Here is a 22168-nt window from a genome sequence, read left to right on the forward strand (position 1 = left end):
GATCAGTCAACAGAGATGTTGATTCTGATGGCCTCATCGCGGGCAAGCCCGCTCCCACAGGGCTCTCCACTGGTTAACGAATTACTGACAGGCCTTTCACCAAAGCCCGACGAATCACCTTCTACACTTTCCCTATCAGCCGTTTAACGGCCCGGGAGAGTGTGATGTGGCGGTGTGTGTGTTTTGCGGGCGTGTTGCTGTTGCTGGGTGGCTGTCAGAGCACCCACGAAGATCTGATTGCCAAGGGTTATCCACCGGCGTTCGCTGACGGTTTCGATGACGGTTGCATCAGCGGACGCCAGGCCGCCGGCTCGATCAGCGGCGAGTTTCGCAAGAACGTGCCGCGTTATCTCAAGGACAAGCAATACGCCGAAGGCTGGAGCGACGGCTTCCGCCAGTGTCAGGCGATGCTGGAAAACAAGGACCGCGAACAGTATCGCAACGAACACTGGGACGAACGCGAACGCGCCTGGCAGCAGGAGAAGGATCAGGGCGCAGCGCGGGCTTATCGTTCGCAGTAGGTCGCTTCCAGACATCCAGCGAAACCTTTTGCCTGCGACCATGGCCCAACGGCTATAACAGGAGCCCACCATGAGTCGCGCTTTCGTCAACGAAGACAACGCCGCTGCGCAAGCCGATCAGCCGGTCGAACGGCAGGTCAGCACCCAGCCCAACTACGTCACGCCGCAAGGACTTGCCCAGTTGCAGGCGAAACTCGCCGAACTGCAAAGCCTGCACGCCGAACAGTCCGCCAAGGGCGAACAGGCCGACAAGCAGCGGCTGGCCGATCTCGAACGGGATTTGCGTTATTTCAATCAACGGGTCGCCAGCGCTCAGGTCGCGCCGGCCCCGACGTCGAACGACAAGGTGCAGATCGGCAGTTGGGTGACCTACGCCGACGAACACGGCACCGAGCGTCGGGTGCAACTGGTCGGCGAGGATCAGGCCGATGCCGCCAACGGCCTGATCAACTGGGCTTCACCGCTGGGCCGTGCGCTGCTTGGCGCGCGGCTCAACGATGAAGTGCTGTGGCAGCGCCCGGCCGGCGATCAAGTGATTGAAGTGATCCGCATAGAGCGTTCTTAAACCACGCCTTGGGCGAGCATCGCGTCGGCGACCTTGACGAAGCCGGCGATGTTCGCGCCTTTGACGTAGTTGATCCGGCCATTTTCCTCACCGTAATGCACACAGGCGTGGTGGATCGACTGCATGATCCCGTGCAGCTTGCTGTCCACCTCGCCGCCCGTCCACAGCAGGCGCATGGCGTTCTGCGACATCTCCAGCCCACTGACCGCTACGCCGCCGGCATTCGAGGCCTTGCCCGGCGCGAATAGAATGCCCGCCTCGATAAAGATATCCACAGCCTCAAGGGTGGTCGGCATGTTCGCGCCTTCGGCCACGCAGACGCAGCCGTTGCGCAGCAAGGTGCGGGCGGATTCCGCGTCAAGTTCGTTCTGGGTCGCGCATGGCAGCGCAATGTCGCACGGCAACGACCATGGCAACTGACCGGCGCGGAACTCCAGACCGAAGGCAGACGCCAATTCGCTGATCCGCCCACGCTTGACGTTCTTCAGTTCCAGCAGCGCCAACCACTGTTCTTCGCTCAGGCCCGCCTCGCAATACAGCGTGCCTTCGGAGTCGGAGAGGGAAATCACCTTGCCGCCCAGATCCATCACTTTGCGAGCCGCGTATTGCGCAACGTTGCCGGAACCGGAGATCGCCACGCGTTTGCCTTCGACGGTCTGCTCGCGACGCTTGAGCATTTCCTCGGCGAAGTACACGCAACCGAAACCGGTGGCTTCGGGGCGAATCAGGCTGCCGCCGTAGGTCATGCCCTTGCCGGTCAGCACGCTGGTGAACTGGTTGCTCAGGCGTTTGTACTGGCCGAACAGGAAACCGATCTCCCGCGCGCCGACACCGATATCACCGGCCGGCACGTCCACGTCGGCACCGATGTGGCGGTACAGCTCGCTCATGAACGCCTGGCAGAAACGCATGACTTCGGCGTCGCTCTTGCCCTTCGGATCGAAGTCCGAGCCACCCTTGCCGCCGCCCATGGGCAGCGAGGTCAGGGAGTTCTTGAAGGTCTGCTCGAAGGCGAGGAATTTCAACACGCCCAGATTCACCGAAGGATGGAAACGCAAACCGCCCTTGTACGGGCCAATGGCGCTGTTCATCTGGATACGGAAACCGCGATTGACCTGGATCTTGCCCTGATCGTCGACCCACGACACCCGGAACACCACCGCCCGCTCCGGCTCGCAGATGCGCTCCAGAATCCCCGAGGTCAGATAGTGCGGATTGGCTTCGAGAAACGGCCACAGGCTGCGCAGGACTTCTTTGACGGCCTGGTGGAATTCGGGTTGATCCGGATCGCGTTTTTTCAGACGGGCAAGGAAGGATTCGACGGATTCGATCATGGGAAAAGTCTCGGCAGATTTATTGTCGTTGGAAGCGATTGAGCCGGACTGTAACAAACGATATGTACACAGCAACCGAACAAAATGTCGCATTTATGAAAACAAATAGTACACATGCTGTAATTTCAGACCTGCATCGACTGTTAATCCGCCATCGCTGGCAAGCCAGCTCCCACAGAGTTTGCGCCTTGCCTTGGACGGGTGAGCACCGCAGAAATTGTGGGAGCTGGCTTGCCAGCGATGAGGCCAGCGCAGTATTGCAGGCAAAAAAAAAGCGGAGCCCGAAGGCTCCGCTTTTTCATGCAACCAACCTGAAATCAGGCCAGTTTCTTGTGGCGTACCCGGTGTGGCTGGGCCGCTGCTTCGCCAAGGCGCTTTTTGCGATCGGCTTCGTACTCGGTGTAGTTGCCTTCGAAGAACACCGCTTGCGAGTCGTCTTCGTACGCCAGGATGTGGGTCGCGACGCGGTCAAGGAACCACCGATCGTGAGAGATCACAATGGCGGCGCCCGGGAAGTCCAGCAGGGCTTCTTCCAGGGAACGCAGGGTTTCAACGTCGAGGTCGTTGGACGGTTCGTCGAGCAGCAGGACGTTGCCGCCTTCCTTCAGGGTCAGCGCCAGGTGCAGACGACCGCGCTCACCACCGGACAGGTCCTTGACGAACTTCTGCTGATCGCCACCCTTGAAGTTGAAGCGACCGACGTAGGTACGCGACGGGATCTCGTAGTTGCCGATGCGGATCTGGTCGGAACCGTCGGAAATCTGCTGGAACACGGTCTTGCTGCCGTCCAGGTCTTCGCGGCTCTGGTCGACGCAGGCCAGTTGCACGGTTTCGCCGATCTCGATGCTGCCGGAGTCCGGAGTTTCCTTGCCCATCAGCATGCGGAACAGGGTCGACTTACCGGCACCGTTACCGCCGATCACGCCGACGATGGCGCCCTTCGGCATGGAGAACGACAGGTTGTCGATCAGGACGCGATCGCCGTAGCCCTTGGTGACGTTCTTGAACTCGATGACCTTGTCGCCCAGGCGCGGACCGGCCGGGATGTAGATCTCGTTGGTTTCCGAACGCTTCTGGAATTCCTGCGACTGCATTTCTTCGAAGCGTTGCAGACGAGCCTTGGATTTCGACTGGCGGGCCTTGGCGCCTTTGCGCACCCACTCCAGCTCTTCCTTCATGGCTTTTTCGTGAGCCGATTGCTGCTTGGATTCCTGGGCCAGACGATCGGACTTGGCTTCCAGCCAGCCCGAGTAGTTGCCCTCGTAAGGAATGCCCGCGCCGCGGTCGAGTTCCAGAATCCAGCCGGCGACGTTGTCCAGGAAGTAACGGTCGTGCGTGATCGCGACCACAGTGCCCGGGAAGTCGTGCAGGAAGTGTTCGAGCCACGCAACGGAGTCGGCATCCAGGTGGTTGGTCGGTTCGTCGAGCAGCAGCATGTCCGGGGCGGACAGCAGCAGACGGCACAGGGCCACACGACGTTTTTCACCACCGGACAGGTGCTCGACCCTGGCGTCCCAGGCCGGCAGACGCAGCGCATCGGCGGCGACTTCCAGCTGGCGCTCCAGGTTGTGACCGTCGCTGGCCTGCAGGATCGCTTCGAGCTTGGCCTGTTCGGCGGCCAGCTTGTCGAAGTCGGCGTCCGGGTCGGCGTAAGCGGCGTAGACCTCGTCCAGACGCGCTTGCGCATCCTTGATCACGCTGACCGCTTCCTCGACCACTTCACGCACGGTCTTGGTCGGATCCAGCTGCGGCTCTTGCGGCAGGTAACCGATGTTCAGGTCCGGCATCGGGCGCGCTTCGCCTTCGAACTCGGTGTCGACGCCGGCCATGATTTTCAGCAGGGTGGATTTACCCGAACCGTTGAGGCCGAGTACGCCGATCTTGGCGCCGGGGAAGAAAGACAGAGAAATGTTTTTCAGGATTTCCCGCTTCGGCGGAACAACTTTGCCCAGCCGATGCATGGTGAAGACGTATTGAGCCATGGAGAACCTTGGGTCAGTGACTGATGAATGATTGGGACACAGGCAATGCCCGGCCAGACCGTGCGCGTCGTTCACTGGAAGATATCAATGCGTGCGCGCGGAAAGTCTAGGAGCTGGAACGCTCCCGCGTAACCGGCAAAGCTACCTGAATGACGGAAGGCAGTCCAGCCGAGCGGGGCTGGCACTTCGCCACAACTCAAGGCATGCTAGCCGCCTCTTGGGCGTCCGGCTTATAGTGCACGTCGCGCCAGTCCAGCCAGACCGCAGGATTACAGCTTGTCCAATGTCACTCCGCCAGCTTCTGTGAGCAGCACCCAACCGGCGCCCGGCTCGTCCCTGCGCGGAACATTGAAAGGCGCGCTGGCGACATTGGTGCTGTTGCTGCTCGCGCTGCTGTTCTGGCAACTGCTCGATCAACTGCGCGAAACCCAGAAAAACCAGCGCCAGTACACCATCGATTACACCGCCGACCTCGCCGCCCAGGTCAGCCTGAACATGGCGTTGAACGCGCAGATTGCCCTCAATCTGCTACCGATCGTCGAACAACCGCAGTCGGCCGACGAACAGCAGGCGCTGCTGCGCAAACTTCAAAAGTCGCTGCCCGACCTGCGCAGCCTGGCCCTGCTCAGCCCCTCCGGAAAAATCCTCAGCGACAGCGCGACTGACAGCCAAGACGCCGATTACCTCAGCGATCTTGTCCGCCGCAGCCGCGCTCAGGCGCATTACTTCAGCAATGACGACGACGGCTCGGTGGTGCATCTGCTGTTGCACCAGGCCAGTGGCAGCACTCGCGGTTACTGGGCACTGCGGCTGACACCCACCTTCTTTAAAGCACTGACCAAACAGGGCGAAACCGGGATCCGTCCTCTGTGGCTGGTAGAGAATCGCATCAACCATCAGATCATCAGCCGCGACGAAGCGATGCCCATCGGCAGCACCAGCGTCCTGACCCCGGACGATCTGGCCAACAGCGTGCTGACGGTGCCGCTGAGCAGCAGCGACTGGCAACTGCGTGGCCTTTTCGACCGCCAGCACGTGCTCGAACAACTGCTGCCGGCGTTCATCGGCAAATGCCTGTTGGGCCTGGCGCTCTCGCTGCTGCCGTTTATCGCACTGCTCAACATGCGCCGCCGTCAGCGTCAGGTGCATGAAGGGCGTCGGCGTTATCAGGATATTTTCGAAGGCACCGGCGTGGCGTTGTGCGTGCTGGATCTTTCGGGGCTCAAGCAGCTGTTCGAAAAGGCCCAGATCCAGACCAGCGACCAGCTCAAGGCCTGGCTCGACCAGCCCGCGCAGCGCCAGCAATTGCTCCAGGAACTGCGGGTTACCGAGGTCAACCAGGTTGCGTTGCAACTGCTCAACGTCAATTCCTGCGACCACGCCTGGCAATTGTTGATCGACGGCCAGCCGCACAGTCAGTGCGCCATCGGCAATCAGGTGCTCGACGCCGTACTCCAGCAACAGAAACAGCTGGAACTGGAAATCAAGCTCCCGGACATCAATGGCCGCGACCAGCATCTGTGGCTGGTGCTGCGCCTGCCGCAAGAGCAGCACGACTACAAGGCCGTGATCCTGAGCATCAACGACATCACCAGCCGCAAACTGATCGAACTGTCGCTGCTGGAGCGCGAAGGTTTCTGGTCGGACGTGGTGCGCACCGTGCCGGATCACCTGTACGTGCAGGACGTGATCAGCCAGCGGATGATCTTCAGCAACCACCACCTCGGCCAGACCCTCGGTTACAACCGCACCGAACTGCATCAGATGGGCGAGTACTTCTGGGAAATCCTTCTGCACCCGGAAGACGCCGACTATTACCACCGCTCGCGGCAGATGCAGCGTCACGCCGGTTACAGCCAGTTGCTGCAATGCCAGCTGCGCTTCCGCCACCGCGACGGCAAATGGCGGCGCTTCGACATTCGTGAACAGGCGCTGGCCCGGGACAAGCACGATCAGGTGACGCGGATCATCGGCGTGGCCAAGGACATCACCGAGCAGATCGAAGCCAGCGAATCCCTGCGTGACAGCGAACAACGCTACCGGATGCTCGCCGAAAGCATCAGCGACGTGATTTTCTCCACCGACAGCCAGCTGTCGTTGAACTACGTCAGCCCGTCGGTGCAAGCGGTGCTGGGCTATGACGCCGAGTGGATTTTCCAGAACGGCTGGCAATCGACCATCGCCAACCCGCAGCAACTGAGCGGCATCTATCACCTGATGGATCGGGTCAGCAAAGCGCTGGGCAAACCCGAGCAACTGGTGACTTTGCGAAGCCAGGTGCAGACCCAGATGTTCCTGTTCGACTGCTTGCGCGCCGACGGTCGCAAGATCCCGATCGAACTGCGTCTGGTGCTGGTGTGGGACGAACATGGCGCCTTCGAAGGCGTGCTCGGGGTCGGCCGCGACATCAGCCAGCAGCGCCGCGCCGAGAAAGACCTGCGCATGGCGGCCACGGTTTTCGAGCACTCGACCTCGGCGATCCTGATCACCGACCCGGCCGGTTACATCGTCCAGGCCAACGAGGCGTTCAGCCGGGTCAGCGGTTACGCGGTGAGCGAAGTGCTCGACCAGTTGCCGAACATGCTGACCGTCGACGAACAGCAGGACGCGCACCTGCGCTACGTGCTCAAGCAGTTGCATCAGCACAGCACCTGGGAAGGTGAAGTCTGGCTCAAGCGCCGCAATGGCGAGCATTACCCGGCGTGGGTCGGCATCACTGCGGTGCTCGATGACGAGGGCGATCTGGCCAGTTACGTGTGCTTCTTCAGCGACATCAGCGAGCGCAAGGCCAGCGAGCAGCGGATTCACCGCCTCGCCTACTATGACGCCCTGACCCACCTGCCGAACCGCACGCTGTTCCAGGATCGTCTGCACACCGCGTTGCAATCGGCCGAACGGCAGAAGTCGTGGGTGGTGCTGATGTTCCTCGACCTCGACCGTTTCAAACCGATCAACGACTCCCTCGGCCACGCCGCCGGCGACCGCATGCTCAAGGACATGGCCACCCGGCTGCTGGCCTGCGTCGACGATGACGACACCGTGGCGCGGATGGGCGGCGACGAATTCACCCTGTTGCTGCAACACCGCTCCAGCCGCGAGATGGCGCTGAACCGTGCGATCCACGTGGCCGAGCAGATTCTCGCCAGCCTTGTGCGGCCGTTCGTGCTGGAGGGTCGCGAATTCTTCGTCACCGCCAGCATCGGCATCGCCCTGAGCCCGCAGGACGGCAATGAACTCAGCCAGTTGATGAAGAACGCCGACACCGCGATGTACCACGCCAAGGAACGCGGCAAGAACAACTTCCAGTTCTATCAGGCCGACATGAACGCCAGTGCGCTGGAGCGTCTGGAACTGGAAAGCGATCTGCGCCACGCCCTGGAGCAGAACGAATTCGTGCTGTATTACCAGCCGCAGTTCAGCGGCGACGGCAAACGCCTGACCGGCGCCGAAGCCCTGCTGCGCTGGCGTCATCCGCGTCGCGGACTGGTGCCGCCGGGGGACTTCATTCCGGTGCTTGAAGAACTCGGGCTGGTGGTGGACGTCGGCGACTGGGTCATCAGCGAAGCCTGTCGCCAGCTCAAGACCTGGCACCAGAGCCGCGTGCGCGTGCCGAAGGTCTCGGTGAACATCTCGGCGCGGCAGTTCTCCGACGGCCAGCTCGGCACGCGGATCGCCACCATCCTCAAGGAAACCGGCCTGCCGCCGGCCTGCCTGGAGCTGGAGCTGACCGAAAGTATCCTGATGCGTGAAGTCAGCGAGGCGATGCAGATTCTTGCAGGCCTTAAAAACCTCGGCCTGAGCATTGCGGTCGACGACTTCGGCACCGGTTACTCATCGCTGAACTACCTCAAGCAATTCCCGATCGACGTGCTGAAGATCGACCGCACTTTCGTCGACGGCCTGCCGTCCGGCGAGCAGGACGCGCAGATCGCCCGGGCGATCATCGCCATGGCCCACAGCCTGAATCTGGCGGTGATCGCCGAGGGCGTGGAAACCCATGAACAACTGGACTTCCTGCGCGAGCATGGCTGCGACGAGGTTCAGGGTTATCTGTTCGGGCGACCGATGCCGGCGGGACGGTTCGAGGCGCAGTTCAGCAATGATGCGCTGTTCATGTTTGACTGAACATCTGCGGCGCTGCCATCGCTGGCAAGCCAGCTCCCACAAGGATTGATGTCGATCACAAAATCGTGGGCTTGCCTCAATTAATGTGGGAGCTGGCTTGCCAGCGATGAGGCCAGCAAAAGCACCGCACATCTGTCATGAACGCCACTTGTCTGCGACATGATGTCGTTTCATATGCCATCCAAAACCTGTTGGGTTAGAATGCCCCCCTTTTCTGCCCCCGATCCTTGAGGACCGCCATGTTCAGCCGTGATTTGACTATTGCCAAGTACGACGCCGATCTTTTTGCCGCCATGGAGCAAGAAGCCCAGCGCCAGGAAGAACACATCGAGCTGATCGCTTCGGAGAACTACACCAGCCCAGCGGTGATGGAAGCTCAAGGCTCGGTTTTGACCAACAAGTACGCCGAAGGCTACCCGGGCAAGCGCTACTACGGCGGTTGCGAGTACGTCGACGTTGTTGAACAGCTGGCCATCGACCGCGCCAAAGAGCTGTTCGGCGCCGACTACGCCAACGTTCAGCCGCACGCCGGTTCCCAGGCCAACGCCGCTGTCTACCTGGCCCTGCTGTCGGCCGGTGACACCATCCTGGGCATGAGCCTGGCTCACGGCGGTCACCTGACCCACGGCGCCAGCGTTTCCTCCTCCGGCAAGCTGTACAACGCCATCCAGTACGGCATCGATGCCAACGGCCTGATCGACTACGACGAAGTCGAGCGCCTGGCGGTCGAGCACAAGCCGAAAATGATCGTGGCCGGTTTCTCTGCCTACTCGCAGATCCTCGACTTCCCGCGCTTCCGTGCCATCGCCGACAAGGTGGGCGCGTACCTGTTCGTCGACATGGCTCACGTGGCCGGTCTGGTCGCCGCTGGCGTCTACCCGAACCCGGTTCCATTCGCTGACGTCGTGACCACCACCACCCACAAGACCCTGCGCGGTCCACGTGGCGGCCTGATCCTGGCTCGCGCCAACGCCGACATCGAGAAGAAGCTGAACTCCGCGGTATTCCCGGGTGCCCAGGGTGGCCCGCTGGAGCACGTGATCGCCGCCAAAGCGATCTGCTTCAAGGAAGCCCTGCAGCCTGAGTTCAAGGCTTACCAGCAACAAGTGGTGAAAAACGCCCAGGCCATGGCCGGCGTGTTCATCGAGCGCGGTTTCGACGTGGTTTCCGGCGGTACTCAAAACCACCTGTTCCTGCTGTCGCTGATCAAGCAGGAAATCTCCGGTAAAGACGCCGACGCCGCTCTGGGCAAAGCGTTCATCACCGTGAACAAGAACTCCGTGCCAAACGACCCACGCTCCCCGTTCGTCACCTCCGGCCTGCGCTTCGGTACTCCGGCCGTGACCACTCGCGGCTTCAAAGAGGCAGAGTGCAAAGAGCTGGCAGGCTGGATCTGCGACATCCTGGCTGACCTGAACAACGAAGCGGTGATCGACGCCGTTCGTGAGAAGGTCAAGGCCATCTGCAAGAAGCTGCCGGTATACGGCGCCTGATTGCACCGCTGAACCGCAGCAATAAAAAACCGGCCAGTGATGGCCGGTTTTTTTTCGTCCGGGTTTTGTGTGCCTCAGGCCGCCTCCGGCGTTGCGAACTCCAGCGACAACACATCAGGCAAACTGGCGTCCAGCGCATGCAGCAAAGCCTGACCCACGCCGGCGATTCCCAGCATCATCCCCAGGTCAGGGATGTTGCTTTCATCCATAAAGTCTTCCTTGAAGAAATTATCGATCACTTGGGAGAGCGCCCGATTGACCTGCGCAATGCCCTGCTCATTGTCGGTGGCGCGATAGAGTTTGAGCAGGCATATCAGATTGCCGGAATCACCGTGGCACAGGCTGTAACCAGACCCAAGCCCCTGCTCCCAGAGATGACGCTCACAGCGCTCAATATCCTGTTCAAGGATCGTTCGGGTATCGGCGTCCAGCGCGACGCCCATCACTTGTGCCAGCCCCCGTCGGGCAATGAGAATTCCGCCATCGCCATGGCACCACTTGATGGTGGATATAGACTTCGCGTTTTCTCGCAGATCAAGCCAGAAGCCATCGGATGCAAGACGGTTCTCCGCCCGCAACCATTGGGCGATGCGTTCGGCCAGCAACGGCTCTTTCGTCACCGACCAGATTTTACCCAGCGCATGCAAAACTCCGGAAATACCATGGGAAAAGCCTGTCCACAGCGGCCTTCCAGTGGCGTTGAGCAACAGTGTTCCCGCTTCCAGCATCAGTGCTGATTGAATAGCCAGCGAGAGCTTTTCAATCATCTGCAGCAAAGCGTCTTGCGGCTCAAGGTGATAAAGGTTGACCAGAACAGTCACGGTTCCACACCAGCCGTGAATGAAATCGAATTCATCGCCCTCCCGTGGAAATCCGGTCAGTTTGACCAGCAGTTCATCGACGGTCGCTTGATACGTCTGGCGACCTGTCATGAGCCGATGGTTGACCAACACGTACAGATAGGACGTGAGGCCGAAATAGGCACTGGCCGTCAGCTCGTTGGCAAAATACCCCTGAGAATGATGCATGGCACACAGGATTCGCTCGGCCTCGTCCAAGTGACATGTCATCTCGCTGACGCGGTACAGGCTCAGATAGAAAATCGCCAAACCTCCCATGCCGTTATACAAACCGTTGCCCATCGGCGAAAGGTAGTGTTGCTGTGTTCTGGGGTGCGTATCCATGAACGGCCAGCCAACATCGCCCTCCTCACCCTCGATGCGCCCCCTCTCGATAGCCTGGGCGATGCTCATCGCACCTTCAAGGAATTGCGCGCCACTCGGGTCAGGCGCTGCGTTGAGGTGATGTGCCCGATTCAGCGGTAACGCTTCGTTGGCCACGGGAAACAGGCACATTTGCAAGACATGCAGTTGAAAGGCTTTGTCTGACGGCGAAAGACTGTCCAGCTTGCGGCGACACGTGTCGAACGGACGCTCGATTGCCAGCGGCGCAACGACCTGGCCATAACCATCGATCAGGCAGTTGGAGAGCAAAGGCATGCTAAAACAGGGAATGCCGGCTCTCTCAAGGTCTTTGATTTCATGTCGGGGGACCCCGCAATCGTTGAGCGTTTCATTCAATTCCGACCACAAGGTTGCCAGCAATAATTCCTGCTGCAGGCGGCATCGGGTGAATCGCGGGTGCAACATCATCCCGATGAAGTCCGCATAACGCTGCGTATTCTTGATCAAGACCCGAGTTTTCAAGGAGCCGGCATGTTGCTCGAGCAACTCGAGCAACATGCCACGCCGCTCCATGATTTCATCGTAGCCTTGCTCGAACCCGCGCAAAAAAGCTTCTTTGTGATCGGTAACCGAACGCACCTCCCCCTCGAAAACCGGCCGGTGGGACAGGGACGGCTCCCCTTGCACCATGACCTGCTTCAAACGGTAGAAACCCTGCTCACGAACCAGATGCCTTTTTTTCGACTGGAACTGCTGCTGCCGGCTCAGGCCACTGTAGTCATTATCGGAGCCCGGGGCGTACGGTACAAAACCGCTCGAGTACACCGACTGGCTGTTGAACCTGATGGTTTTAAACAGCGCGCGACCATGCGGCAGGTTGACTTTCAAATCCACCATGGCGGGCGTGAACAGGCATTCCAGATCAATCATCACCGGGTGGCTACCGCAGGCGATGAGGTTTTCGTAGTGAAAGTCGATGCCATTCAAGGCGTGAATCACTGCGACCTGAGCGCCCAGGCGCTGAAAGAAAAGCGCCAGGTCACTCTCGGCCTCACAGGCTCGGTGCTGGATTTTTTCGACCCAGCAGCGATTGTCCACCGACACCATGATGGGCGAATACACAGAAAAGCAGGGCTTGTCGCTGAGCTCGTGAAGCCGGGCGAGCAACGCACCGTAGAAAATGGCTTCCCGGTTGCTTCTTGGCTTATATATCAGCGAGTGCCGACCTATCTGGAGGCAACAGACGGTTTCGCCATTGGCATGGGCGTCACCCAGGCCGAGTTCTATCGAATCGATCTGCCGAACGGCCAGGCCAAAAGCCGTCTCCAGCGCCTGGATATCGCTGATGAAATGCCCGACAACCTTGTACAGGTAGTTCACCGTGGCTTCAATTTGATCCAGCAACAGGCGAGCCAGGACAGGATAAGCGGTCAGAAACGGAACCAGTGTCTCGTTGGCCAGTTCCCGGTTGAATGCGTCGAGATCAAGATCCTCTCCCTCGGCTATCCGACTGTTTAATTGGTGAACCAGTGATTTTTCGGAAAAGCTTTTAACCAAGGAAACAATATATGGGCGAACACTCGATAAAAACGTTTCGACATTGATCCAGTGACCCATTGAATTGAACCGGGGATCATTTTCAAATACGCATTTAAAGTATAAAAACCAGCGAGCCTGAAACCCACTAAAAGCATCCTGACTTTCACAGCCAACCTGTCGCGCATCGACTTCTCGAATCCCCCTGCCAAGCGCCTCAACAACAGGGGCATCGCCATTTTTATCAGCACCTGCAAAATCTTTAAATGCCTTGAGCAATTCCCGCCTATGCAAACCAAAGTAACAAAGAACAGCTTTATCATCCTTATGCAAAAGTTCAAGGCATTTGCGCATTGCTTCACTATCAGTTGCAGCGCCCCATTTCTTCCGCTCATTGAAGTCCAGAACATCACTCAGCATCTGTCACAGCCTTTGACGAACAGGGCGGATCGTCGATCCGCCCTGCATTATGGAAGGGTCAGCAGCAAGCGAGAACGGTGCAGCCCAAAGTCCCGCATTGAATAACTGTGCACATCGTGCCACCACCTTCAATACCTGCGTCACCGGAACTTACATACGCTTCAAACTCGGCATCCAGTTCACCCGACAGATCCATGATTTGCTCTTGCATGAGTTAACTCCTAATCAATATACAGTCGCCTCAGTTGGCGCCATGTAAAGTTATCACCCATCATCAAGCGCACACCAATATCATCCAAAACAAAATGTAAATTCATCCTGCCCGCAACTAACAGAACAGCTGAAAAAACGAGCAACTAATTTTAAAAAATAAAATACACTGCAACAATTCAGTAACACCCCACCACTTAAAGAGCCCGTAAAAACTGAATTTGGATGTTCACCTAAACTTAACAAAATGCGTCTCTGAGGCTCATGCATTCAACTTGATCAAATATCGGATTCAATTTTTTACGACTGGAGTTCCGTGAGGGCCCCTGAAAAGGATGTGAGTGAGCGTCACTACCACTGGTCAGACCGGTCATGCCAATTTCTCGATTCCCCCTTGTAAAGCCGAAAAAACCGGACGTAGACTGCGCCTGCACTGGACATACCGGTAAGACCACAATAATTAAGTCCTGAATCTGATGCGCCCCGCGCACGGCAGCCAGGACACCGACCAGGATTCCTCCCATGCTCAGATGGTGCTCGCGTTCAATCTTCCTCCAAGTGGTTCTCGGACTGATGCTCGGCATCGTCTGCGGGCTGACCCTTCCCGAATACTCGGCCCAGCTCAAACCGCTTGGCGACGGTTTCATCAAACTGATCAAGATGCTCATCGGCCTGATCGTGTTCTGTGTGGTGGTCAGCGGCATCAGCGGCGCGGGCGATTTGAAGAAAGTCGGGCGTATCGGCCTCAAGTCGGTGATCTACTTCGAAGTACTGACCACCATCGCCCTGGTGATCGGTCTGGTGTTCGCCTTCACCACCGGGATCGGCAGCGGCGCCAACATCCATCTGGAGCAGCTGTCCGCCGCCGACATGGGCGACATCGCCGAACGCGGCCAGCAGATGCACACCACCACTCAGTTCCTGATGGACCTGATCCCGACCTCGGTACTCGGCGCCTTTGCCGAGAACAACATCCTGCAAGTGCTGTTGTTCTCGGTGCTGTTCGGCAGCGCGTTGAATCTGGTGGGCGAAGCCGCTTCCGGGATCTCGCGGCTGATCAACGAGCTGAGCCATGTGATCTTCCGGATCATGGGCATGATCGTGCGTCTGGCTCCGATCGGCGTGTTCGGCGCCATCGCCTTCACCACCAGCAAATATGGCCTCGATTCCCTGCAACACCTGGGCAGCCTCGTCGGCTTGTTCTACCTGACCTGCATCGCCTTCGTCGCGCTGATTCTCGGTCTGGTGATGCGCCTCTCCGGCCTGCGCATGTGGCCGCTGCTCAAGTACCTGCGTGAAGAACTGCTGATCGTCATGGGCACTGCGTCCTCCGATGCCGTGCTGCCGCAGATCATGCGCAAGCTCGAACATCTGGGCATCGGTAGCTCGACCGTCGGGCTGGTGATTCCAACCGGTTACTCGTTCAACCTCGACGGCTTTTCGATCTACCTGACCCTGGCCATCGTGTTCATTGCCAACGCCACCGGTACGCCGCTGGCCATGACCGATCTGCTGACAATTTTGCTGGTGTCGCTGATTACCTCCAAAGGCGCCCACGGTATTCCGGGTTCGGCGCTGGTGATTCTGGCGGCCACGCTGACGGCCATCCCGGCGATTCCGGTGGTCGGCCTGGTGCTGGTGCTGGCGGTGGACTGGTTCATGGGCATCGGCCGGGCGCTGACCAACCTGATCGGCAACTGCGTCGCCACCGTGGCCATCGCCCGCTGGGAAAAGGACATCGATGTGCAACGGGCGAACAAGGTGCTCAACGGCGAGCAGGGCTATAACTTTCAGCCGAGAAAAACCGTCGCTCAAGCGGCGGCCAAAGAATTCTGAATGAGCGCCGCGCCTGCGCGGGTGCAGGCACGGATCATGGAGCGAACACGTGATTACTACATCAACCGTCGTCAACTCAGTGGTAGAAAAACTCCGGGCCGCGCTGGCCCGTGGTCAGTGGCGCTCCGGGGAGATGCTGCCGGGTCAGCGCGAACTGGCCGAACAACTGGGCATCAGCCGCCCGAGCCTGCGCGAAGCGGTGATCGTGCTGGAAACCCTCGGCCTGGTGCGCTCGATGCCGGGCAAAGGCGTGGTAGTGCTCGATGCCCAGGCCAGTGACAGCCAAAGCCACGAAAACGCGGTAGCCGGCGCCAGTCTCGAAGACGTGCTGCAACTTCGCTACACCCTTGAGCCCTTCATCGTCGGTCTGGTAGCGCAGTCGATCAGCAGCAAGGAAGTCGGGCAACTACGCCTGACCCTGATGGACATGCGCGAAGCCCTCGAAGCGGGTGACAGTGAGGCCGGCGTCAGCGCCTACATCGCCTTCCACGAGGAATTGTTCACCCTGACCTCGAACCCGATTTTCCAGAGCGTGGTGCAACAGACCAGCAACGCCCTCAAGCAAAGTGCCGAAGTACTGCGCAATTCGCCGGAGCACCTGGCCGAACGCCTTGAGGAAAACGAAGCCGTGGTGCGCGCGATCCGCAGCAAGAACAGCGCCCAGGCCAGCGCCGAAATGCGCCGGCACATCCTGCGTGAAGGCCAGCGGATGGGCATCGAGCTGAATATTCCGGATGACAACTTGAGCCACTGAAACGCCTCACACTGGAGACCGGCCATGAACAGTCTTGCCACGCCGTCGCACCCTCGCTCGACCTCGGCGGCCCTGCCCTTCTCCCGCCTGCACGCGCCGGTGGACGATCTGTATCCGCGCCTGTTCGATGCGATCCTCGAACAGCGTATCGATGCCACCAGCCGTTTCACCGAAGAGAGTCTCAAGCAGATGTTCGGCGTCAGCCGCGCCGATGTGCGTCGGGTGCTGACCCAACTGTCCCATGAACAGATCATCGTGCTGCGGGCCAACCACCGACCACGGGTGGCCGCGCCGGACCCCGAGCAGACGCGCCAGGCCCTGCATGCCCGGCGCCTGGCCGAGAACACGCTGGTGCGGCTGGCTTGTCAGCATGTGCAGGCTGAAGATTTGAAGCGCCTGCGAGCGTTGATCGAATACGAGCGCCAGGCTGTTGATAAAGATCGACGCGGGGCGGCGATTCGCCTGTCCGGAGAGTTCCATTTGCAGTTGGCGAAAATGGCGCGGAATGCACCGTTGGCGCACTTTCTCGGCACCCTGGTGCCGCTGACGTCGCTGGCGATTGCGCGATGCACTAAGCAGACGCACAGATGTTGCGCGTGGCAGGAGCATCTGGCGTTGGCTGAGGCGTTGGAGCGTAAAGATGTTTCCAGAGCCGGTATGTTGATGAATCGGCATTTGGAACATCTTGAGCAGACGTTGCTGGGTGAAGCCCTCGAACATTGTGTTGCTGGCTAAATCGCCATCGCTGGCAAGCCAGCTCCCACAGGGTTTGAGGCGATCAAAAACATTGTGCCCTCTGTTTAACCTGTGGGAGCGGGCTTGCCCGCGATGACTTCATCACAGGCACCGAACAGCCTTCAGCCTGCCACGACCCGAGCAAACCCCGCCCGGATCTTCTCTTCCGGCAAATCGTCGGCGATAAACACGATCACGCTTTCTCGCGTTTCGCCTTCCGCCCACTCGGTGTCCCAGTCGAAGCCGTAGAGTTTCAGTACGCCCTGGAACACCAGCCGCCGATCTTCGCCCGCGATGTTCAACACGCCCTTGTACCGCAGCAATTGCTTGCCGTGCTCTTCCAGCAGTTCATTCATGAATTCGCTGAGCTGATCGATATCCAGCGGCTGGTCGGTACGCAGCACCAGACTGGAAATCCGGTCAATGGACGGCGCCTTGCTCACCGGCCGCAAGCTCACCCCGCCGCCGAGATCGGCATTCAGGTTGAAACCGCGCACATCGAGCAATTCAGCCAGATCGATGTTGCCGTGTTCGACCACGCGAATCGGTGCCCGGCGGTTGATGCGGGTCAGTCGCTCGCTGAGCGCGGTGAACGCGGCCTCGTCCACCAGATCGGTTTTGCTCACCAGCAAGCGGTCGGCAAAACCAATCTGCGCCTGGGCGATAGTCTGAGTCAGGTGCAACTCGGCATGAGCAGCGTCGACCAGGGTGATGATGCCGTCGAGCAGGTAACGCTCGCGCAGTTCTTCGTCGATGAAAAAGGTCTGCGCCACCGGGGCCGGGTCGGCTAGGCCGGTGCATTCGATGACCAGCCGATCAAAGGCGATTTCGCCGCTGTCCAGCCGCTCGAGCAGCAGGTACAGGGCTTTGGTCAGGTCGGTGTGGATGGTGCAGCAGACGCAGCCGTTGGCCAGGGTCATGACTTGCACCGGCTTGTCGCCCAGCAATTGGGTGTCGATACCGGCGTCGCTGAATTCGTTTTCGATCACGGCGATTTTCAGGCCGTGCTCGGCTTTCAACAGATGGCGCAGCAAGGTGGTTTTGCCGGCGCCGAGGAAACCGCTGAGCACCGTTACAGGTATTGGAGAAGACAACATCGATCCCCTTCACAAAATTGATGAACAACACAAAACAAATGTGGGAGCGGGCTTGCTCGCGAAGGGGTCGTGTCAGTCNCGACATCATTGCTCAACGACACACCGCTTTCGCGAGCAAGCCCGCTCCCACAGTTGGGGACTGCATCAACCGAAGGCTGTCAGATCAACAGCACTTCGGCCCACCCTTGCCACCGTAACGGGCTTCCTGACGTTCACGAAAGAACAACTCGTAGCTCATCACCGGTTTATCCGGGTGTTTGGTCTGCATATGCTCGACGTAGGTGTCGTAGTCGGGCATGCCGACCATCAGGCGCGCGGCCTGACCGAGGTATTTACCGAGGCGACTCAGGTCATTGAACATGCTGCAATCCTCTGGTTACGCGTCCGGCAGGGCCTGGAATGGCGATTCTTTGTCCGTACGCTCTTTTTTGCCCCAGGCGGCGATGCCGACCTTGAGCGCATAGAACAGGATGCTGAATACCACGAACAGGAACAGCGCGGTCAATGTAGCGTTGGTGTAGGCGTTGAAGATCACGTGCTGCATCTGCTCGACGCTTTTCGCCGGCGCCAGCACCTGACCGTTGGCCAATGCATCGCTGTACTTCCTGGCCAGCGACAGGAAGCCGATCGCCGGGTTGGCGTCGAACAGCTTGATGAAGCCTGCAGTCGTGGTGCAGATCAGCAGCCAGGTGGCCGGCAGCAGGGTGACCCAGATGTAACGCTGGCGCTTCATCTTGATCAGGACCACGGTGCCGAGCATCAGCGCGATACCGGCCAGCATCTGGTTGGAGATACCGAACAGCGGCCACAGGGTGTTGATCCCGCCCAGTGGATCGACCACGCCCTGATACAGCAACCAGCCCCACATCGCCACACAACCGGCGGTGGCGATCAGGTTGGCGGACCAGGATTCGGTACGTTTGAGTGCCGGTACGAAGGAGCCGAGCAGATCCTGCAGCATGAAGCGACCGGCACGGGTGCCGGCATCGACTGCGGTCAGAATGAACAGCGCTTCGAACAGGATCGCGAAGTGGTACCAGAACGCCATGGTGTTTTCACCCGGCAGGACACTGTGCAGGATCTGCGCGATACCGACCGCCAGGGTCGGCGCACCACCGGCACGGGCCAGAATGGTGGTTTCGCCGATGTCATGCGCCACGGCTTGCAGGGCTTCCGGGGTAATTGCAAAGCCCCAGTTGCTGACCGCAGTTGCCACGGACACCACATCACCGCCGACCACGGCGGCCGGGCTGTTCATGGCGAAGTACACGCCTGGCTCAATCACCGAGGCAGCGACCATGGCCATGATGGCCACGAACGATTCCATCAGCATGCCGCCGTAACCGATGTAACGGGCGTTGGTTTCGTTATCCAGCAGCTTCGGCGTGGTCCCGGAAGAGATCAGCGCGTGGAAACCCGATACCGCACCGCAAGCGATGGTGATGAACAGGAACGGGAACAGACCGCCCTTCCACACCGGGCCGGTGCCGTCGACAAACTGGGTCAGTGCCGGCATTTTCAGCTCGGGCATGGTCACCAGAATGCCGATCGCCAGGGCGACGATGGTACCGATCTTGAGGAAAGTGGAGAGATAGTCACGCGGCGCCAGAATCAGCCACACCGGCAGCGAAGCGGCGACGAAACCGTAACCGACCAGCATCCAGGTAATCTGCACGCCAGTGAAGGTGAAGGCCTTGGCCCAGACCGGATCGGCGGCAATCTGCCCCCCCAGCCAGATCGAACCCAGCAGCAGCAACACGCCGACGACCGAGATCTCGCCGATGCGGCCCGGACGGATGTAGCGCATGTAGATGCCCATGAACATCGCGATCGGGATGGTCGCCATCACGGTGAAGATGCCCCATGGGCTTTCAGCCAGGGCCTTCACCACGATCAGCGCCAGCACCGCGAGGATGATGATCATGATCAGGAAGCAGCCGAACAGCGCGATGGTGCCGGGGATACGGCCCATTTCTTCACGCACCATGTCGCCCAGGGAACGGCCGTTGCGACGGGTCGACATGAACAGAACCATGAAGTCCTGCACCGCGCCCGCCAGCACCACGCCGGCGATCAGCCACAGCGTACCGGGCAGATAGCCCATCTGCGCCGCCAGTACCGGACCGACCAGCGGCCCCGCGCCGGCGATGGCCGCGAAGTGGTGTCCGAAGAGAATGTGTTTGTTGGTTGGAACGTAGTCCAGACCGTCGTTGTTGAGCACGGCGGGGGTGGCCCGACGCGGATCGAGTTGCATCACATTGTTAGCGATGAACAGACTGTAGTAACGGTACGCAACCAGATAGATGGCCACGGCGGCGACCACAATCCACAAGGCGTTGATCGCCTCGCCTCGGCGCAATGCCACTACGCCCAGGGCGCACGCTCCTACGATTGCCAGCAGCAGCCAGGGTAAGTGGCGTAGCAGGCTATTATTATTTTTCATTTTATTATTCCAGCCAGGGTGGACAAGAAAGACAGCCACCCCGAGTTTAGCGCTGTTGGCGGCAAAGGCCATACCCCGACATTGGTCTAGACAGTCCATTCGTTGGCATCACCCCGCCGGTCGGGTCTATAGTCAGCTGACCTTCCTGAGGATTGCGCCATGAGCGAGCACCCGTCCGAGCGTCGCCGCTTCAAACGTATCGCGTTCGACGCCAGAACCGAATTGAGCCAGGGCGAGTACATCTGGCCGGTGAGGCTGATCGACCTGTCGCTCAAGGGATTGTTGATCGAGCGACCGGAACCCTGGCTGGGCAATCCCGAGCAGGACTTTTTCGTCGACATTCATCTGAGCGAGGACGTGCACATCGAGATGGATGTGCAACTGGCTCATGAAGATCACGGCCAGCTCGGTTTTGTTTGCCGGCATATCGGCCTGGAGTCGATTCAGCGCCTGCGTCGCCTGATCGAACTCAATCTGGCCGACGAAACCGAGCTGGAACGCGAGTTCGCGGCGCTGATCGACGTCTGATCACTCGAACAATGAATCCAGCGCCTGCTCCAGACGCGTCACCGCAATGATCTGCAAACCCGGCGGTGCTTCCTTCGGCGCGTTGCCCTTGGGCACGATCGCGCGCTTGAAGCCGTGTTTGGCGGCTTCCTTCAACCGCTCCTGACCGCTCGGCACCGGGCGCACTTCGCCGGACAGACCGACCTCACCAAACACCAGCAAATCATGGGGGAGCGGACGGTTGCGCAGACTCGACATGACCGCAGCCATCAACGCCAGGTCGGAGGCGGTTTCCAGCACCTTCACCCCGCCGACCACGTTGAGGAACACGTCCTGATCGTGGGTCGGAATGCCGCCATGACGGTGCAGCACCGCCAACAGCATCGCCAGACGATTCTGATCCAGACCCAGGGTGACCCGACGCGGGTTGGCCAGATGACTGTCATCCACCAGTGCCTGGACTTCAACCAGCATCGGCCGAGTGCCTTCCCACGTCGCCATCACCACGCTGCCCGGGACTTCTTCCTGTGCACGGGTAAGAAAAATCGCCGAAGGGTTGGAGACTTCTTTCAGACCCTTGTCGGTCATGCCGAACACGCCGAGTTCGTTGACCGCGCCGAAACGGTTCTTCACCGCCCGCAGCAGGCGCAATCGCCCGTCGGACTCGCCCTCGAAATAAAGCACGGTATCGACCATGTGCTCCAGAACGCGGGGGCCCGCCAATGCGCCTTCCTTGGTCACGTGGCCGACCAGAAAAATCGCCGTGCCGCTTTGCTTGGCGTAACGCACCAGCAACGCCGCACTTTCGCGTACCTGGGATACGCCGCCCGGCGCCGATTGCAATTGTTCGGTGAAAATCGTCTGGATCGAGTCGATCACCATCACCTTGGGTTTTTCCTGACGGGCGGTGGCGATGATGGTTTCGATGCAGGTTTCGGTCATCACCCGCAGTTGATCCTGCGGCAGACCGAGGCGGCGCGCGCGCATGGCGACCTGTTGCTGGGATTCTTCGCCTGTGACGTACAGCGCCGGCATGGTCTTGGCGAGGTTGCACAGGGTCTGCAACAGAATCGTCGATTTGCCGATACCGGGATCGCCGCCGATCAGCACCACCGAACCGTCCACAAGACCACCGCCAAGGACTCGGTCGAGCTCACCGGAGGCTGTGGAAAAACGCGGAATCTCTTCAATGCTGACTTCGGCCAGGGTCTTGATCTGGGCCTGTTGCCCGGCCCAGCCGGTGCGCCCGCTCGGGGCGGCGGCACCGCCGCTCTCGACCATGGTTTCGGTCAGGGTGTTCCAGGCGCCGCATTCGCCGCACTGCCCGGCCCACTTGGGAAAGGTTGCGCCGCACTCGGTGCAGCCGTACATGCGCTTGGCCTTGGCCATCTGAACCCCCGGCAAAAACCGCGATGATAACGCAGCC

General features: G+C 59.7%; 16 protein-coding genes. 8 read left to right on the top strand and 8 right to left on the bottom strand.

What is annotated here, in order from left to right:
- The first annotated feature begins 164 nt into the window (after positions 1 to 164).
- Together ACTJK7_RS27665 and ACTJK7_RS27670 are read left to right on the top strand one after the other, a co-directional pair.
- On the top strand, positions 165 to 521 hold the full coding sequence (locus ACTJK7_RS27665) for a hypothetical protein (protein ID WP_064382109.1): 357 nt from the start codon (positions 165 to 167) through the stop codon (positions 519 to 521).
- A gap of 70 nt (positions 522 to 591) precedes the next feature.
- Complete coding sequence (locus ACTJK7_RS27670; protein ID WP_108563289.1) at positions 592 to 1086, top strand: GreA/GreB family elongation factor; 495 nt, start codon at positions 592 to 594, stop codon at positions 1084 to 1086.
- Here ACTJK7_RS27670 and gdhA read toward each other — a convergent pair.
- A complete protein-coding gene (gene gdhA / locus ACTJK7_RS27675; protein ID WP_440780338.1) occupies positions 1083 to 2420 on the bottom strand; it encodes an NADP-specific glutamate dehydrogenase in 1338 nt (445 codons plus the stop codon). The two genes, ACTJK7_RS27670 and gdhA, sit on opposite strands and share 4 nt — an antisense overlap.
- 317 nt (positions 2421 to 2737) lie before the next feature.
- Positions 2738 to 4402: an energy-dependent translational throttle protein EttA gene (gene ettA / locus ACTJK7_RS27680; RefSeq protein ID WP_011336021.1), complete on the bottom strand. Its 1665-nt coding sequence runs from the start codon at positions 4400 to 4402 to the stop codon at positions 2738 to 2740.
- A 276-nt stretch (positions 4403 to 4678) separates the two neighbouring features.
- Here ettA and ACTJK7_RS27685 point away from each other — a divergent pair, with 276 nt between their 5' ends.
- On the top strand, positions 4679 to 8527 hold the full coding sequence (locus tag ACTJK7_RS27685; RefSeq protein ID WP_064382112.1) for a sensor domain-containing protein: 3849 nt from the start codon (positions 4679 to 4681) through the stop codon (positions 8525 to 8527).
- 239 nt (positions 8528 to 8766) lie between these two features.
- On the top strand, positions 8767 to 10020 hold the full coding sequence (glyA, locus tag ACTJK7_RS27690) for a serine hydroxymethyltransferase (RefSeq protein ID WP_009045723.1): 1254 nt from the start codon (positions 8767 to 8769) through the stop codon (positions 10018 to 10020).
- 74 nt (positions 10021 to 10094) lie between these two features.
- On the opposite strand, the gene lanM is transcribed toward glyA, so the two are convergent.
- Both lanM and ACTJK7_RS27700 read right to left on the bottom strand, forming a co-directional pair.
- The gene (gene lanM, locus ACTJK7_RS27695) at positions 10095 to 13160 is read right to left on the bottom strand and encodes a type 2 lanthipeptide synthetase LanM (protein ID WP_108563291.1); all 3066 of its coding nucleotides are present in this window, start codon (positions 13158 to 13160) and stop codon (positions 10095 to 10097) included.
- 58 nt (positions 13161 to 13218) lie between these two features.
- Positions 13219 to 13371 carry a hypothetical protein gene (locus ACTJK7_RS27700; RefSeq protein WP_199912987.1) on the bottom strand — a complete coding sequence of 51 codons (153 nt, stop codon included), beginning with the start codon at positions 13369 to 13371 and terminating at the stop codon, positions 13219 to 13221.
- 521 nt (positions 13372 to 13892) lie between these two features.
- Here ACTJK7_RS27700 and ACTJK7_RS27705 point away from each other — a divergent pair.
- Genes ACTJK7_RS27705 through ACTJK7_RS27715 form a run of 3 tightly spaced genes read left to right on the top strand, consistent with a single transcriptional unit; the run spans position 13893 to position 16695 of the window.
- Positions 13893 to 15206 carry a C4-dicarboxylate transporter DctA gene (locus tag ACTJK7_RS27705; RefSeq protein ID WP_108563292.1) on the top strand — a complete coding sequence of 438 codons (1314 nt, stop codon included), beginning with the start codon at positions 13893 to 13895 and terminating at the stop codon, positions 15204 to 15206.
- A gap of 49 nt (positions 15207 to 15255) precedes the next feature.
- Positions 15256 to 15960, top strand: coding sequence for a FadR/GntR family transcriptional regulator (locus ACTJK7_RS27710; RefSeq protein WP_108563293.1), 705 nt, complete (start codon positions 15256 to 15258; stop codon positions 15958 to 15960).
- Between the two features lie 24 nt (positions 15961 to 15984).
- A complete protein-coding gene (locus ACTJK7_RS27715) occupies positions 15985 to 16695 on the top strand; it encodes a GntR family transcriptional regulator (protein ID WP_440780336.1) in 711 nt (236 codons plus the stop codon).
- Between the two features lie 122 nt (positions 16696 to 16817).
- Here ACTJK7_RS27715 and yjiA read toward each other — a convergent pair whose 3' ends face one another.
- The 3 genes from yjiA to ACTJK7_RS27730 all read right to left on the bottom strand — a co-directional run bounded on the left by yjiA (position 16818) and on the right by ACTJK7_RS27730 (position 20235).
- A complete protein-coding gene (yjiA, locus tag ACTJK7_RS27720; protein ID WP_440780335.1) occupies positions 16818 to 17792 on the bottom strand; it encodes a GTPase in 975 nt (324 codons plus the stop codon).
- 163 nt (positions 17793 to 17955) lie between these two features.
- The gene (locus tag ACTJK7_RS27725; RefSeq protein ID WP_108563295.1) at positions 17956 to 18153 is read right to left on the bottom strand and encodes a YbdD/YjiX family protein; all 198 of its coding nucleotides are present in this window, start codon (positions 18151 to 18153) and stop codon (positions 17956 to 17958) included.
- A 15-nt stretch (positions 18154 to 18168) separates the two neighbouring features.
- On the bottom strand, positions 18169 to 20235 hold the full coding sequence (locus ACTJK7_RS27730; RefSeq protein ID WP_064382116.1) for a carbon starvation CstA family protein: 2067 nt from the start codon (positions 20233 to 20235) through the stop codon (positions 18169 to 18171).
- A gap of 159 nt (positions 20236 to 20394) precedes the next feature.
- Between ACTJK7_RS27730 and ACTJK7_RS27735 the strand changes: the two genes are divergently transcribed.
- A complete protein-coding gene (locus ACTJK7_RS27735; protein WP_108563296.1) occupies positions 20395 to 20763 on the top strand; it encodes a PilZ domain-containing protein in 369 nt (122 codons plus the stop codon).
- Here the strand turns inward: ACTJK7_RS27735 and radA are convergent, their stop codons facing one another.
- Positions 20764 to 22131, bottom strand: a complete 1368-nt coding sequence (gene radA / locus ACTJK7_RS27740; RefSeq protein WP_039771749.1) for a DNA repair protein RadA — start codon at positions 22129 to 22131, stop codon at positions 20764 to 20766. It abuts the gene before it with no gap.
- Between the last annotated feature and the right edge of the window lie 37 nt (positions 22132 to 22168).

The organism is Pseudomonas sp. 22085 (assembly GCF_052045815.1).
GTDB lineage: Bacteria > Pseudomonadota > Gammaproteobacteria > Pseudomonadales > Pseudomonadaceae > Aquipseudomonas > Aquipseudomonas glycinae.

Bases quoted from the DNA above. Each gene is read 5' to 3' on its own strand.
- ACTJK7_RS27725 (WP_108563295.1), bottom strand. From the start codon at position 18,153: ATGTTCAATGACCTGAGTCGCCTCGGTAAATACCTCGGTCAGGCCGCG.
- gdhA (WP_440780338.1), bottom strand. From the start codon at position 2,420: ATGATCGAATCCGTCGAATCCTTCCTTGCCCGTCTGAAAAAACGCGAT.
- ACTJK7_RS27735 (WP_108563296.1), top strand. From the start codon at position 20,395: ATGAGCGAGCACCCGTCCGAGCGTCGCCGCTTCAAACGTATCGCGTTC.
- ACTJK7_RS27730 (WP_064382116.1), bottom strand. From the start codon at position 20,235: ATGAAAAATAATAATAGCCTGCTACGCCACTTACCCTGGCTGCTGCTG.
- ACTJK7_RS27665 (WP_064382109.1), top strand. From the start codon at position 165: ATGTGGCGGTGTGTGTGTTTTGCGGGCGTGTTGCTGTTGCTGGGTGGC.
- ACTJK7_RS27705 (WP_108563292.1), top strand. From the start codon at position 13,893: ATGCTCAGATGGTGCTCGCGTTCAATCTTCCTCCAAGTGGTTCTCGGA.
- radA (WP_039771749.1), bottom strand. From the start codon at position 22,131: ATGGCCAAGGCCAAGCGCATGTACGGCTGCACCGAGTGCGGCGCAACC.
- ettA (WP_011336021.1), bottom strand. From the start codon at position 4,402: ATGGCTCAATACGTCTTCACCATGCATCGGCTGGGCAAAGTTGTTCCG.
- yjiA (WP_440780335.1), bottom strand. From the start codon at position 17,792: ATGTTGTCTTCTCCAATACCTGTAACGGTGCTCAGCGGTTTCCTCGGC.
- glyA (WP_009045723.1), top strand. From the start codon at position 8,767: ATGTTCAGCCGTGATTTGACTATTGCCAAGTACGACGCCGATCTTTTT.
- ACTJK7_RS27715 (WP_440780336.1), top strand. From the start codon at position 15,985: ATGAACAGTCTTGCCACGCCGTCGCACCCTCGCTCGACCTCGGCGGCC.
- ACTJK7_RS27670 (WP_108563289.1), top strand. From the start codon at position 592: ATGAGTCGCGCTTTCGTCAACGAAGACAACGCCGCTGCGCAAGCCGAT.
- lanM (WP_108563291.1), bottom strand. From the start codon at position 13,160: ATGCTGAGTGATGTTCTGGACTTCAATGAGCGGAAGAAATGGGGCGCT.
- ACTJK7_RS27700 (WP_199912987.1), bottom strand. From the start codon at position 13,371: ATGCAAGAGCAAATCATGGATCTGTCGGGTGAACTGGATGCCGAGTTT.